The sequence below is a fragment of the Natroniella sp. ANB-PHB2 genome (assembly GCF_046097105.1).
Classification (GTDB): domain Bacteria; phylum Bacillota; class Halanaerobiia; order Halobacteroidales; family Halobacteroidaceae; genus Natroniella.
The window spans coordinates 1,324,393-1,338,345 of record NZ_CP175562.1; the positions used below are offsets into that span (position 1 = coordinate 1,324,393).

At 34.3% G+C, this 13,953-nt stretch carries 10 protein-coding genes; all 10 read right to left on the reverse strand.

Features of this window, described 5'->3' with window-relative positions; translation table 11 throughout:
• Positions 1-46: 46 nt before the first annotated feature.
• On the reverse strand, positions 47-871 hold the full coding sequence (locus ACKF5P_RS06595) for a DUF1638 domain-containing protein (protein ID WP_408954423.1): 825 nt from the start codon (positions 869-871) through the stop codon (positions 47-49).
• A gap of 2 nt (positions 872-873) precedes the next feature.
• Positions 874-2,685: an ASKHA domain-containing protein gene (locus ACKF5P_RS06600; RefSeq protein WP_408954424.1), complete on the reverse strand. Its 1,812-nt coding sequence runs from the start codon at positions 2,683-2,685 to the stop codon at positions 874-876.
• A 140-nt stretch (positions 2,686-2,825) separates the two neighbouring features.
• Complete coding sequence (locus tag ACKF5P_RS06605; protein WP_408954425.1) at positions 2,826-4,106, reverse strand: PocR ligand-binding domain-containing protein; 1,281 nt, start codon at positions 4,104-4,106, stop codon at positions 2,826-2,828.
• Between the two features lie 168 nt (positions 4,107-4,274).
• The gene (locus ACKF5P_RS06610) at positions 4,275-5,498 is read right to left on the reverse strand and encodes an MFS transporter (protein WP_408954426.1); all 1,224 of its coding nucleotides are present in this window, start codon (positions 5,496-5,498) and stop codon (positions 4,275-4,277) included.
• A 214-nt stretch (positions 5,499-5,712) separates the two neighbouring features.
• Positions 5,713-6,813 (reverse strand): D-alanine--D-alanine ligase, encoded by a 1,101-nt coding sequence (gene ddlA / locus ACKF5P_RS06615; protein ID WP_408954427.1) that lies wholly within the window; start codon positions 6,811-6,813, stop codon positions 5,713-5,715.
• Positions 6,814-6,934: 121 nt separating this feature from the next.
• The gene (locus ACKF5P_RS06620) at positions 6,935-8,269 is read right to left on the reverse strand and encodes a histone deacetylase (RefSeq protein ID WP_408954428.1); all 1,335 of its coding nucleotides are present in this window, start codon (positions 8,267-8,269) and stop codon (positions 6,935-6,937) included.
• 325 nt (positions 8,270-8,594) lie between these two features.
• Entirely contained in the window at positions 8,595-10,247 is a 1,653-nt protein-coding gene (locus ACKF5P_RS06625) for a hydantoinase/oxoprolinase family protein (protein WP_408954429.1), read from the reverse strand.
• Between the two features lie 135 nt (positions 10,248-10,382).
• The gene (locus tag ACKF5P_RS06630) at positions 10,383-11,780 is read right to left on the reverse strand and encodes a [Fe-Fe] hydrogenase large subunit C-terminal domain-containing protein (protein ID WP_408954430.1); all 1,398 of its coding nucleotides are present in this window, start codon (positions 11,778-11,780) and stop codon (positions 10,383-10,385) included.
• Between the two features lie 186 nt (positions 11,781-11,966).
• On the reverse strand, positions 11,967-12,410 hold the full coding sequence (locus tag ACKF5P_RS06635; RefSeq protein WP_408954431.1) for an Hsp20/alpha crystallin family protein: 444 nt from the start codon (positions 12,408-12,410) through the stop codon (positions 11,967-11,969).
• Between the two features lie 247 nt (positions 12,411-12,657).
• On the reverse strand, positions 12,658-13,908 hold the full coding sequence (larA, locus tag ACKF5P_RS06640; protein ID WP_408954432.1) for a nickel-dependent lactate racemase: 1,251 nt from the start codon (positions 13,906-13,908) through the stop codon (positions 12,658-12,660).
• Between the last annotated feature and the right edge of the window lie 45 nt (positions 13,909-13,953).

Sequence of the window (13,953 nt, forward strand, 5' to 3'; positions counted from 1 at the left end):
ACCCAGGAGATATAATGATTTCTGGTTGTTTTAATTTTTATTGATTTTAAATAATATATTTCTCTAATTGTAATGGTTTTTTAGAGGGGGTAATTAAAAATAACTCTTCTCTTTCAGTTTTGTCTAACTGATCAAAGTAGAGTAACTTCTTTAAAAATTCCAGACTACCTTCAACCTCTTTATAATCTAGCTTCTGCCCACCATTCCTAATTAAGATATCTTCGATAAAATTATGCATCTGTTGAGCATATTGATAATGGATTGGGGCCAATTTATCATTATCAATCAAAGCAATCATCTGATAACCTTTCAGACATTGATAGCTAATATACTCTGCTGTATCTTGATCATAACTTCTTATTATATTATATTGATCTAAATCAGGCCATTCTACCAGTGCATCTTCATCTTCTTTTTGATATTGCTCAAACCTATCTATCCACTGTTCAATTTGATCTGTCATTGCTAGATAATGCTTATAGGTATCTCCACTACAATCAATCCAACCTCGACTCAAATAAAAAGTTCTATTACTATCTAAATCATCTTTAATATCTTTTTGACCCAATAATAATGGAATACAGTCATGTACTATCGGTACTACTAGACTTGCCTTCTCTGTCTGTAAACCCTCAACTCCGCCACTACAAAAACCATAAGCTAAAATAATATAGTCATAATCTTTTTGAGCTTCAACTTGATCAATCTTTGCTTGAATTTGATCTTTCATCTTTGAGCAGTCAGGAATATCATGTAGACCTTGTGGTAAGAATTCAATAGTAATCTGTTCATCACCAGTCAAATCTAACAACTCCTTATAAAATACACTACAAGAAATAACTACTTTTTTCATCTTACCCCCTTCTTCCATACCTAAAACTCCATTAAATTCATAAACTCTTTTTGAAAATCTGAACTAGAAGATAATTCTATATAATCAACCTGCTCCCGTAATTGATCAACATAAGAAGCAATCCTTTGATCCATCAGATACATCTTAGCACCTACTCCAGCACCATTCCCAATCTGAATAATTTTCTCTTCTACTTCTTCTGGTAATAAATTAATAACACAAGCACTATGTGGATCTAAATAATTTCCAAATCCTCCAGCCAAATATAAATTATCAAGTATTTCATAATCAATATTTGCTTTCTTTAATAGTACTTCTATCCCTGCTGCAATTGCTCCTTTAGCCAGTTGAACCTCTCTAATATCCTTTTGAGTTACTAAGATATCCTCTTCAATCCCTGCTTCATCTGCTGTTAAAACTATATAAGATCTGAACCCTCTATACTCTGTCATTCTCTCTTGCTGCCAAGGTTCTAGTTCTTCATCTTTATAAAAAGCCCCTTTATTATTCAAAAAACCTGCTGTGAGCAATTCTGCTACAATATCCAATAAACCTGAACCACAAATGCCCTTAGCTGGTTGATTATTAATGGTCTGGTATTCAATTTTACCTTGCTCTATAATCTTATACTCTGCAATTGCCCCGGATATTCCAGCTACACCGAAAGTAATCTTAGCCCCTTCAAAAGCAGGACCAGCAGCAGTAGCACATGTATAGATATTATCTTGATTAGCTAAGACCATCTCTCCATTGGTCCCAATATCTATTATCAAGTTCCAACTATCAACAAAAGAATTAAAGTTAACAGCTAACATATCTCCTACTATATCCGATCCTATGTAGCCAGATATCGAAGGTAGAAGCTTGATTAACCCTGTCGAATTAATATTAACCCCCAGTTGATTTGGCTTTAACTCAATCTCTTCAGTAAAGATAGGAGTATATGGTGCTTTAGCAATCGATTCAGCACTTAACCCTATTAGTGTATGTAGCATAATTGTATTACCTACAAAAATCACTGTTAAAAGATCATCAGTTTCAATTTCATTTTTATCAGCCAAACTTAATATCCCATCATTAAACTCCCTGATCAATACCTCCTGCAACTCTTCAACCTTTCTCTGAGAACCTAAAGTATAGTTAACCCTTGAGATCACATCTGCTCCAAATATCTTTTGGGGATTATTGAATGAATAAGTATCCACTTCCGCTCCTGTATTTAAATCAATTAAATATAAAACAACAGTAGTAGTACCTATATCAGCAGCAATCCCATAGAGTTGATTATTCTTACCTGTCTTAATTCCAACAACCTCTTGCCTGGCAGTATTAATTACAGCCGTTAAACTTCCCCTTTTATCGACTTGATCTAATTGCTGCAATGCCTTTAAGGTTATTCTTTTTGTATTAGTCTTTTCTTGTACTCTGGTTAAAAAGTCACGTTGATCATCTAAATTAGGTTCTTCAATTTCAAAAATAACCTTTTTTATTTCTGAATCCAAATCAATCTCTTGATTTATTCCTTCAGTCAAAATATCCAGTTCAACATCGTCCTCTACTTTTACTTCCATATCTGCTGTTATTGTGGTTAAACAGGCTAGTCTGAACCCATTTTCTACTTCCTTCTCTGATAACAGCTCTTCTTCTTTAGAACTGACTGGAAAAAGAGTAGATAACACCTTAACTTTACATTTGCCACAATGACCTTGGCCACCACAAGGAGTATCTAAAAGAGTATCATTTTGATATAATACTTCTAAAAGATTTTGGCCCTTATCAGCTGTTAAAACCTTTCTTTCATTATTTTGCCAAACAATAACTTGATGCTCCATTTAACAGCCCCCTCTTTTCTTTAATAAAGATTAAAGTTAGTAATCACTTACAAAAACACCTTTAAATTATAAAACCAGAGGAGTAAAGATGATAAAATACATCCTTACTCCCTTATGAACTTTCTTAATATTATCCTATTTTATCTTTCTTCTGCTTTGATTCTTCCTTTATTTCCCTCACACCTCCACCTACCAGGTGAAACTCCCTCAAGCTTCTTAAACACTTTAGAAAAATAACTCTGATCATTAAACCCACTCATTTGAGCAATATCAGCTAAAGGATACTCCTTTTCTAATAATTTCTTTCCTTCTTCGATTCTAACTCTATTTAAATAATCTATATAACTAATATTTAATTCTTCTTTAAATAACTTACTAAAATAAGAAGCACTAAGACCAACTTCTGATGCTACTTGATCTAACTTGATATTTCTATCATAATTTTTTCTAATATATTTCATTGCTCGCCGAATAATATCTTTATTTTTAACATTCTTTAAGACAAAAGTTGCTTCTATAAATCTATCCAAAACTTTAGCTAAAGATCCAGAAAGTTGGTTAATATTTTCAACTTGATTTATCTCTTCTAAATAAATATACTCTAATCCAAAAATAACCTCTAGATCCGCTCCAATCTCAATCGATGCTCTAGCTAAAATAACCATTAACTCTATTGCTTTTGATTTAACCATTTCAAACTTACTGCCGGTTTGAAAATAAATAAATCCTAAAATCTCATTTAAAATTTCTCTAGCCCCTTCTTTATCACCTAACTTAACTTTAGAGATCAGCTCATTTTCTTTTTCAAAAGGATATAATACTTCATTCCCTTCATTATCTTGCTTTAAACTATGGACAGTCTCAGCAATTCTAGCATTAATTTCATTAAGTTCTCTTCTTTTTCGCAATTCATCAATATTATCAGCCATTAATCCTTTAGCCAATCGCATCAACATTTCAGCTAAGTGCCTAACTCTTACAGTATCTATCTTATTTAAGCTGCTCAGGTTTACCTCGATTTCATCAATTTTAGCTTCTAATAATGAATTTTGCTTAACTATTTTCTTCAATAATAGATCATTTACTTGATAAATTAAGACTGGCCCTCCCGTTAAAAAGTATTTCAATTTATTATTTTCCAAAATTGGAACGGCCCAATTAACCAATCCATAAGGGCAAGAATATATATAAGCTTCTCCTAACTTTTCTGCTTGTAAACCACCGTTAATATATGACTGCTTACAGTCTTTTTTCCCTTCTTCACAATCACAAATTAATTTACAAAAAGAAGATTCATTACCAATTGAAATTTCGGTAATCATATTACCTTCACTATCAAAAGCTTTGCACCCAACATTAGTAGCTAAGCTATAATTTTCAATTAGACTATATATATCCCTTTCCTGAACTTCTTCACCCATTCAGTACCATCCTTCCTAAATTCAAACAAATGCAACCTTACTTACAACATTTTTAGAATATTAGATTTATATTTTGTATTATAAAAAAAATATATATCACTGTCAACTTGTTTTAAACCTTTATAAATTGAAAAAACCAACTCATAACTCCATTCTATCCACTCTAAATTATCTCTCATACCATGCAAAAATAAAAGTAGAAATTAAAATTACCATTCCCATTGCTAACCAGCTATAATAATAACTATCTGTCAAATCTGCCAAATAACCAAAAAGTGGCGGACTTAATAACATTCCTAATCGAGTAAAAACAAGCCCTAATCCAGTAGCAATCCCTATAAATTCACTGCTAACCAGTTCAGCTATGGTTGTAAAATGAATTCCCATCCAACCTAAACTAGTAGTTCCTAATAAAAAAGAAGTGACTAAGATCAGTAAGAATGAAGGCTGAGTATAATTTAAATAAAAATTAAATAAAAAGATCATCCCTGCTAGAACAACCCCTAACAAAATCATCCCTTTTTTTCGTTCACCATCCATTAGCTTATCATTTATCCAACCCCAAAAAGAGAGACCAACAATACCACCAATCTGCACTATCCCTAACGCTACACCAGCTTTAGTGATATCCAAAGTAAGATCTTGAGTCAAATAAAGAGTATAATGAGCTGGAATGGTTCCTAATGCAGTACCAAAAGCAACCCCTAATATAGCAAGGCCCATTAATTTTTTCATTTTAAATAAAGTAAGCAACGAATCTTTAAAAGAAATATCTTCACTTTCTAAATTACTATCTTCACCTTCAATCTGTTGCTCTTGATAAGTTTTAGCCATATAAAATCCAATTAAAACAAGTAAAAAACCAGCAAAAAATATCGTCTTTCTCCAACCTAAATTTAAAGCTAATACCGGTAAAAGACTAGCTCCAATAAAACCACCAACCCCACCACCTGAGTGCACAATTCCCATTGAAAATGCTCGCTTCTTCTCTTCAACTCGATCAATAACTGCCTTATTAAGTGATGGGGTAATAATACTAAAAGTAAAGCCAGCAAATAAAGCTAGAAGAAGAAGAAATGAAAATCGCGGTACAATACTATGCAAAATAATAAAGCTGCCCATTAAAATTGGAGCATAAGTTAAGCTACGCTTAGAACCGATTTGATCAACAATCCGCCCACTTAGTAAAGCCATGGCAGTAGCTGTCAAAAATAAAAAGCTAGAATAAAGACCAACTTGACTACGATTGAGCAAAAAATCCTCTCTAATTAGAGGCATTAAGGAGAGAAATCCTTGTATGTTAACATTAACTGCTATGTAAACTGTTGATAAAGAAAATAAAAATTTAATATGTGGATTACTCTCAGTAGTAGTAGAAATTTCTGTTTTCATAATTTAAGCTCCTTTATATTTAAAATTTAAGTATTAACTTAATTTATCAAAATAGCTAAAAAACAAGTTTCAACAACAACCTTTGTAATTGAATAAAAAGAACATAAATTAACAATAACAGAGATATAAAAAACCGATATATCATCTATCATTAGATATGATATATCAAATGAAAGGGGATATATCGGAAGCAAATTTAAGAATAATTTTATTCTTAAAAATCAAAAGACGTCTTTAATTTCTTTTTATTATTATAGCGCTCAATAGCTAAATCAATTAATCGATCAATCAATTCTGAATAAGAAATTCCACTAATCTCCCACAGTTTAGGATACATACTAATCTTAGTGAAACCAGGAATAGTATTGATCTCATTAACAACTATTTGCTGATCTTCTTTAACAAATACATCAACTCGAGCCATTCCTTGACAACAAAGCACTTTAAATGTCTCAATTGCACATTTTTGTACCTCTTCTACCACTTCATTATTAAGCTTTGCTGGCATCTCTAAAACTGCCCCATTTCCATCTATATATTTAGCTTCATAAGAGTAAAATTCTTCTTGAGGAAGTATTTCTCCTGGTATTGAAGCAATCGGTTCTTGATTACCAAGAACAGAACATTCTATTTCCCTTCCTTTAACCTCTTCTTCAATAATAATTTTATTATCAAATTGAAATGCTAATTTTACAGCTTTCTCAAGTTCAGTTTGATTAGTAGCTTTACTGATCCCTACTGAAGAACCGAGGTTTGCAGGCTTAATAAAAGCTGGCATTCCTAATTCCTCTTTAACTTCTGCAAAATCAATTTTTTCTTGCTCAATACGATGGTATGTTAAAAAATCTGCAATTGAAATTCCTGCATCTCGCAACAACCTTTTCATTACATCTTTATCCATTCCTACAGCTGACCCTAAGACATCTGCACCAACAAAAGGAAGATCGACTAACTTAAACAACCCTTGCACTGTACCGTCTTCTCCATAAGGGCCATGTAGAACAGGAAATACTACATCAAGCTCTTCTAAGACTTTACAATCATTAATAGTAATTAATTGCTCTGCTCCCTCTCCTAAAATTAAGGAAACTTCATTATCTAATTTATTCAACTTAACCTTTGTAGGGTCACTATCATTTAATAGAAAATCTAAATTCTCTTTTAAATATAAGCGCCCTTGTTTATCCATCCCAATTAAGACAATTTCATATTTTTCTTGATCCATTGCTTCAATCACATTTTTAGCCGATTGAAGAGAGACTTCATGTTCAGCAGACTTCCCTCCAAAAACAATCCCAACTCTAATATTTGCCACTTTAATCCCTCCAATTTATTTACTACTATATTTTATACTGCTAAAATTAAACTACCTTTATAATTTTATTTTAAGATAATCAATTTAATTCCTGCTTATGTAACCAACTCTTTCTAACTTCTTAGTTCTCTGTGCACAGTAGTTGATCATTATCTTTATCCTGCAAATAAACACTAGTAAATCGAGAACTTTCCTCTATAACTTCATATTCTTGATAACCTATCTTCCGACACTCCTCACAACAACGATAAGGAAGTATGATCACCTTAACCGGGTCAACAGAACTAGGAAGTGCTTGAGAATCAATCATCATTACCCCTGAACAATCTGAACATAACCTGATCTTTAGTTGCTGCTCTTCGCTAATTTGGGCTGTATCATAAAAGACACTGCGTTGAGTAGTATAATACCCCTCTTTAGTAAATCTATCTTGCAAATCAATCTGCTCTCGTTTCTGCCAAATTTCCAATAAATAATCAACATTCTTCTTAATATCCTCGCTAATTTGAGCAGATTGTTCAGTAATTTGAGGATTATAATCTGGCTCCTTAATATAACTATAATCCAAACCTGCCATAGCTAAGATAATCCCTACATTAACATAAGGTAGAGCCGACTCAATCGAATACCCCCCTTGTAAAATCGCAATATCAGGATTCAACTTTTCATTCAGTTTAGCATATCCTTGAGCTGTAATTCTCATCTGAGTCAAAGGATCACTATAATGATTATCTTGGCCCGCTGCATTAATTACCAAATCAGGTTCAAAGTCATCCAGAATAGGTAGAATTAAATTATCCACAGCATAATGCAACCCTTGATCTGTAGTATTAGGAGGTAAAGGTAGGTTGATCGTCTTAGCAAAAGCACCAGGACCACCTAAATCATCTACAAAACCTGTCCCAGGAAATAAAGTACGCCCATCTTGGTGAATCGAAATATGTAAGACATTAGGATCATTATAGTATATGTTCTGGGTTCCATCAGCATGATGAGCATCAGTATCAACAAATGCAACCTTTAAATCAGAGCCATACTTTTGGCGTAGGTGTTCAACCATAATTGCTTCATTGTTGATGGTACAAAAACCACGGGCACCATGGACTATCTGAAAAGCATGGTGTCCTGGTGGACGAATAATCGCAAATGCAGAATCAACTTCACCCTCCATCACTAACTCTCCAGCTTTAATGGCTCCTCCTGCCGAAATCAAATGTGGTTCACTGACTATTTCTTCAGTACTAGGGATACAGATATGGGTTCGATCTACATCTTTTAATCGAGCTACAATTGGATTATACTCCTCTATTCCTTCAATATCAAATAAACCTTCCTCTAAGACCTGATCTTTGGTATATAATAATCTCTCCTCTCGTTCAGGATGGCTTGGTGAAATCGCCCAATCAAACGCTGGAAAGAAGATCAACCCTAATTTATTTTTAGCTTTAACCTTCATCATTTTTCCCCCTCAATACACTGCTATTTAATATCTAATATTGAATATTTAATAGTTGAAATTCAAAACCACTTAACAATAAAACTAGCATAAAACCAAAAGCATCAATACTGGTTATTGTCATCTAACTGTAATTTGAAATATATTAAAGTCAAGTTGGATAACAGTAGATAGAAAAAATTAAAAGCTTTATAAATCTTACTTTAAAATTGAAAACCTATAGATAAGAACCCTTAAGATCTTGATCTTGAAATTTTACTCTTAACTGTCAATTGCTTGCTCTTAACTCTTCAATGCTTTTTAATTATTCACTATTAAATGTTCATTATTCATTGCTCTTCGTTATGCCTGGTTTCCTCTGTGCTGTCACCTCAATAATCCTTCCTGCCGTCCTAAAACCTCGTACTAAATTAAAAGACTCGGCTTTCGTAATCTCAATCTTCGGGTTTTGCCCAGTAAGCTCTTCTTGTAATCTCGCTTTAATCTCTCGCTTAGCATCTTTCAAATTAAAACTTTGGCCCACCTGCTTCTTAATTCCCAACTCAGAAATAGTATAGTATCCTTGTTCAGTATCAGCATATAGAGTACAGCTTTTAGTCACCTTGGCCAACCCTGCACCAATAGCATTGGCTACTTCAGCCTGCTTAGGCATTACAAATTCCAAGTCCAATGCCTCTGCTAGCTTAGGAGTTAGAGCCTGAGCTGGCCCACCAATCCCCACTAGCTGTTGTGGCTTAATTTCAGTTTCTGTTAATAATTGATTAATCGTATAAACAGATCTATTATTTAGTTCAGCCAATATCTCCTTTAATTTATCTTTAACCTTAGTTATGTAACACTGAATAACTTCCTTGGCTAATTTATTTATTGATAGGTTTAAGCTGTTAGCTAACGGCTCTAAAGCAACTTTAGACTTCTTTTGCTCTCCAACTTCAATTAAGCCTAAAATAGTTAAAGCATCAGTCACAGTAGGGCCCGGGCCTCCATAACAAGCAGCAACTCCCTTCCGCTCCGGGCCAACCTTCAAAGCCCCATCTTCAACCTTGATTAAACTATCTCCACCACAAGCAAGCGATTGATTATACAGACCTTTCACTAAGGTCTGATAACCACCAAGCTCCATTCCGGCCGGTTCAAATAACGGTTCTCCGTCAACGAATAAAGAAATATCTGTTGTCGTACCTCCAATATCAAGACCAACTGTAACTCCATCAAACTCTACAGTAGCTAACATTCCCATGATACTGGCTGCTGGCCCGGAATTGATACTCTCAATCGGTAGTTGATAAGCATCCTTTAGTGGCATTGTTCCACCATCTGCCTTCAAGATATAAAGCGGCACAGCCAAGTTTAATTTCTCCAATCCTTCTTTGATAGCATCAATAAAGTTAACATATCTACCCTGAACGATAGAATTAAGGTAAGTAGTAGCAATTCGCCGCGGATAATTCAACTGTCCTACTACTTGATGGCTTAAAACCATACTCTCTACCTCAGGAAATTCTTGCTCAATTATCTCTTTTGCTTTCAATTCTTGTTGCGGATTACGAGTAGAAAATTTACCACAGATACTGAGCTTGTCAATCCCTTCCGCAACTAAACAAGCAACTTTTTCTTTTAGCTCTTGTTGATCAATACTTTCTACCTCTCGTCCTCGATGATCAACTGTCCCACTAATTATTTTAGTAACAGGACTATAACTATACCAAGCAGGATTTAATCCAGCTCCTGGTAAGAGTACTAATCCTACCTCCTCAAACTCCTCTTGTATAATTAAATTTGTAACTAATGTTGTACTTAAAACGACCCTTTCCACTTGCTCTATATCTAGATCAGCAATTAATCGACGACAACTAGTCAAAATTGTCTTCGCTAAATTATTTTTATCAGTAGGTAGTTTTATTTTCTTTACCACTTTGCTCCCCTCTAATAAAACACCATCAGTATGGGTACCTCCTATGTCAATCCCTAACAGCATCTTTATCTCCTCCAAGCTTTTTAATCTATTTCTATTTTTCAGATCTTTTCCCTTTAAATATTCTGAAATAAGTTTAAGCTCAAACTTAAAAAACAAAAACCACCATCTACAAAGACAGTGGCTTGACTATCCTTATTAATTAATCTGCTCCCGCTCCAATAAGGCTAAGACTTCCTCATCTGCAACTATTTCTTCAACTTCTTGCACTCCTAACTGCTTAAGTATCTTCATCACATTTAAATTATCGAATGGAGTCATAATCAATGAATCTTCTCCAAATTGATTAACCAACTTAGTTGCTTCTTCAACCTCAAGGTTGGTTCTTGGCCCTCCTACACAGCCACCAACACAGCCCATCCCTTCAATAAAATTCGCATCAAAATTTTCACTTGTAGTTAACCTATCTAAAACCTGCTGACATTCCCTGACACCTTCCACTTTTTCAGGCTTAAATTTAATCAACCTTTTAGGAGCAATCCGATTAACTACTGTCTTAACTGAAAAACTGACCCCTCCTGTCCTAGCATAAACACGACCTGCAAAGGAAGCTTGATCCTTCTTATCAGCAGGAAGTTGTTTAAGATCAATTTCTATTGCCTTAAATATCTCTGCTAACTCCCTAAAAGTTAACACAAAATCGATTGCTCCTGCTAAATCTTCATCCTTAGCTTCAGATTTTTTTGCGATACACGGGCCAACAAAGACTACCTTAGCACCTGGATATAATTTCTTTAAGACCCTACCCGAAGCAATCATTGGAGAAACAGAAGGAGACATATGCTTAAATAGCTCAGGATAATTATTTCTGACCAATCTGATCCAGACTGGACAACAACAACTGGTCAAAAAGAAATCATCCTGCTTTAAAACCAATTGATCAAACTCAATTGCTTCTTTAATTGTCAAAATATCAGCAAATAATGCCACCTCAACCAAATCCTCAAAACCTAATAGCCTAAATGCTGTTCTTAATTGGCCCAAAGATACATCAGCCCCAAACTGACCAACTATCGAAGGAGCAACCGCTGCATAAACTTTAGTATCTTGCTTCTTTAATAAATTAATCAAAGGAATAAATTCAATCTTATCAGCCAAAGCTCCAAAGGGACAGCTAGTAACAGATTTTCCACAATCCAAACATCTGTCATTAGTTATCGTTGGCCCGTGATTACGCCGATACTGTAAAGTTTCATACTTACACATTTGATGATAACATTCAGCAGAGTCCTCTTCACAATACTGACAGATTCCATCTATTTTATTGACAACCGGTTTCTCAACTTTGGTCAGATCTTTAAGTTCATCTAACTCAGTGCTAAACCCTTCTTCCTTATTGGGTGCAAGCCCCATATTAATCCTAATTTGATTCTTGATAAAGCTTAAATCTTGATCAGGATAATTATATCGCTCCTGTAGCCAAGTTAATAATTCTGTTAACTCCTCACTACTCAAGCCATCAGCCCAGATTCGTTTTACTAACTCCTGAAAGATCTCCATCCGTTGTTGTTGAAAATTGCTAAATTCCTTTTTCATGACCCTCACCTTTTTTGTTATATTAGCTCCTAATTAATTCTATCTTTGCCAGCTAATAATAAATTTATTAGTAAAGATAAGATTTAGATTAAATTTTATTGGGCTTGAGTGCTCCATACCTAAAAAATTTCTAACTAATAAAAATAAAGGTCAGAGAAGTTACCCCTCTGACCTTTATTTTTATATTTAATTAATCTCAATTACTCTCTTTTTTGTTTTTCCACTCTCTTCTTTAGGTAATCTTACTTCTAAAATTCCATTTTCATACTCTGCTCTAATTTCATCTTCCTTTATATTTCCTATTCCAAAGCTACGTTGATACTTACCAGTTCTTCTTTCTCGCCTAATATAATCTTCCCTTTCTTCCTTAATCTCCTCTTGATTATCAACAGAAATTGTCAACAGATCATCTGTTAATTCTAAGTCTATATCCTCCTTATTCAACCCCGGCAACTCAGACTGAATCACATATTCATCTTCTGTCTCTTTAATATCAGTTCTAAAACCAACATTACCTAAGTCTTTAAAGTCATCAAAGAAATTTGAACCAACAGTCTCAAAGAAGTCGTCATTCCAATCAGCAATTTCTCCACGCTTACGACCCTTGCGGAATGGCACTAAACCAAACATCAAGCACCCCTCCTTGTTAATTATTTTTTGCAATTATAATTATAAAAAACAAAGCACTAATAGTCAAAAATAGTCAAAGGTAATTATTATCAATTATTGGATATTATATTTAATAAGCGATAGTTAACAATTTTTTTCTCATAAATTGACGGGTGTTTGATATATTGTGTCACCACGTGATACAGCTATCAGCAAACCTCTTTTGTTATAAAGAGTTAATCATCAACAGTTCAAAAGCTATTTTAAGCTACCTGATCACAGGAACTGTTAGTCCACCTTGAGGCATAATAACCGTTTGATAATCTGCACCATATTTTTCTTCAACATAAGTTAAGGCTTCATCAATTGCTCCAACCTTCTTAGCAAACAAAGCTTCAGATAGCTCTTGACTAAGTCCAGAGATAAGTAAAAACTCTTTATCTAACACAACTTTACTGATTGCAAAGGCTTTATGCCCTCCTAAAACAAACCTTTCTTTTATTCTATCAATATTATCTTCTGGGGCTTGAGAGTCATTGATCCATTCAGCAAAAATTTCTTCACCTAAGCCATCTTTACATTCTGCTACTAAAATAACTGTCCCTCCTGCTTTTGTTGCAGCATTAGCATTATCGAGGGCTTTTTGAGCTTGATAAACATTGATATCCTTTGGATAACCTCCTGCACTAACTAAGGTAAGGTCTGCTTTTTGACTGATCGGCACCTGATACATCTGAGCTGAAGTCTCAACTCCAGTATACCAAGCCTGCTCTAAATCTCCAGCTACTACCTCAACAATCTCCTTTTTACTATTAGTCACTACATTTAAGATAAAATCGACCTCAGCTTTTCTAGCTGCTTCAATCATCTCCAAATTGACTGGATTCTCCTCTACCGGTGGTAAATTCCCAATTAGCTGAACCATTTTTGCATGGTTGAATTGAATACTATCTCGCCCTGCGATACCTGGTAAGATTGACTTTCTTCCTCCAGAAAAACCAGCAAAATAGTGCGGAGCAATCACCCCAATCGTAATTAATAAATCAGCCTCTATAGCCTTTCGATTAACCTTTAATTGATTACCTGAACTTAGTTTTCCTAAATCAACCAAGTCTTGATCTGGATTATGAGAGACAAATTGATACCCTTGTGCTAACCACTTGCCGAAAATCTCTTCATTTTCCTCAGCAGTATTAGGGTCATGGATTCCAGTAGCAATCACAAAAGTAATCTCATTTTTTGTAACTCCTGCTTCCTCCAACTCTGCTAACAATGGTGGTAATAAATCCTGATAAGGTGTTGGGCGACTGACATCATTAACTACTATTACAACCTGTTCAGGCTCTTTCTGCTTAGCTAGCTCTACTAGTGGCTTAGTTCCTAGTGGATTCTTTAACCTTTCACTAACCCTATCCAACGGCTTCTTCAATCCTTCTTGTTCATTAGGTTCTAATATTTCAGCTGCCGGCAAACGATTAAAATCAAATTCCAACTCTTCTACTCCATACTTTAATTTCATTTTACACTCCCCCACAACATTTAATATTTAATAATTCAAAATTAA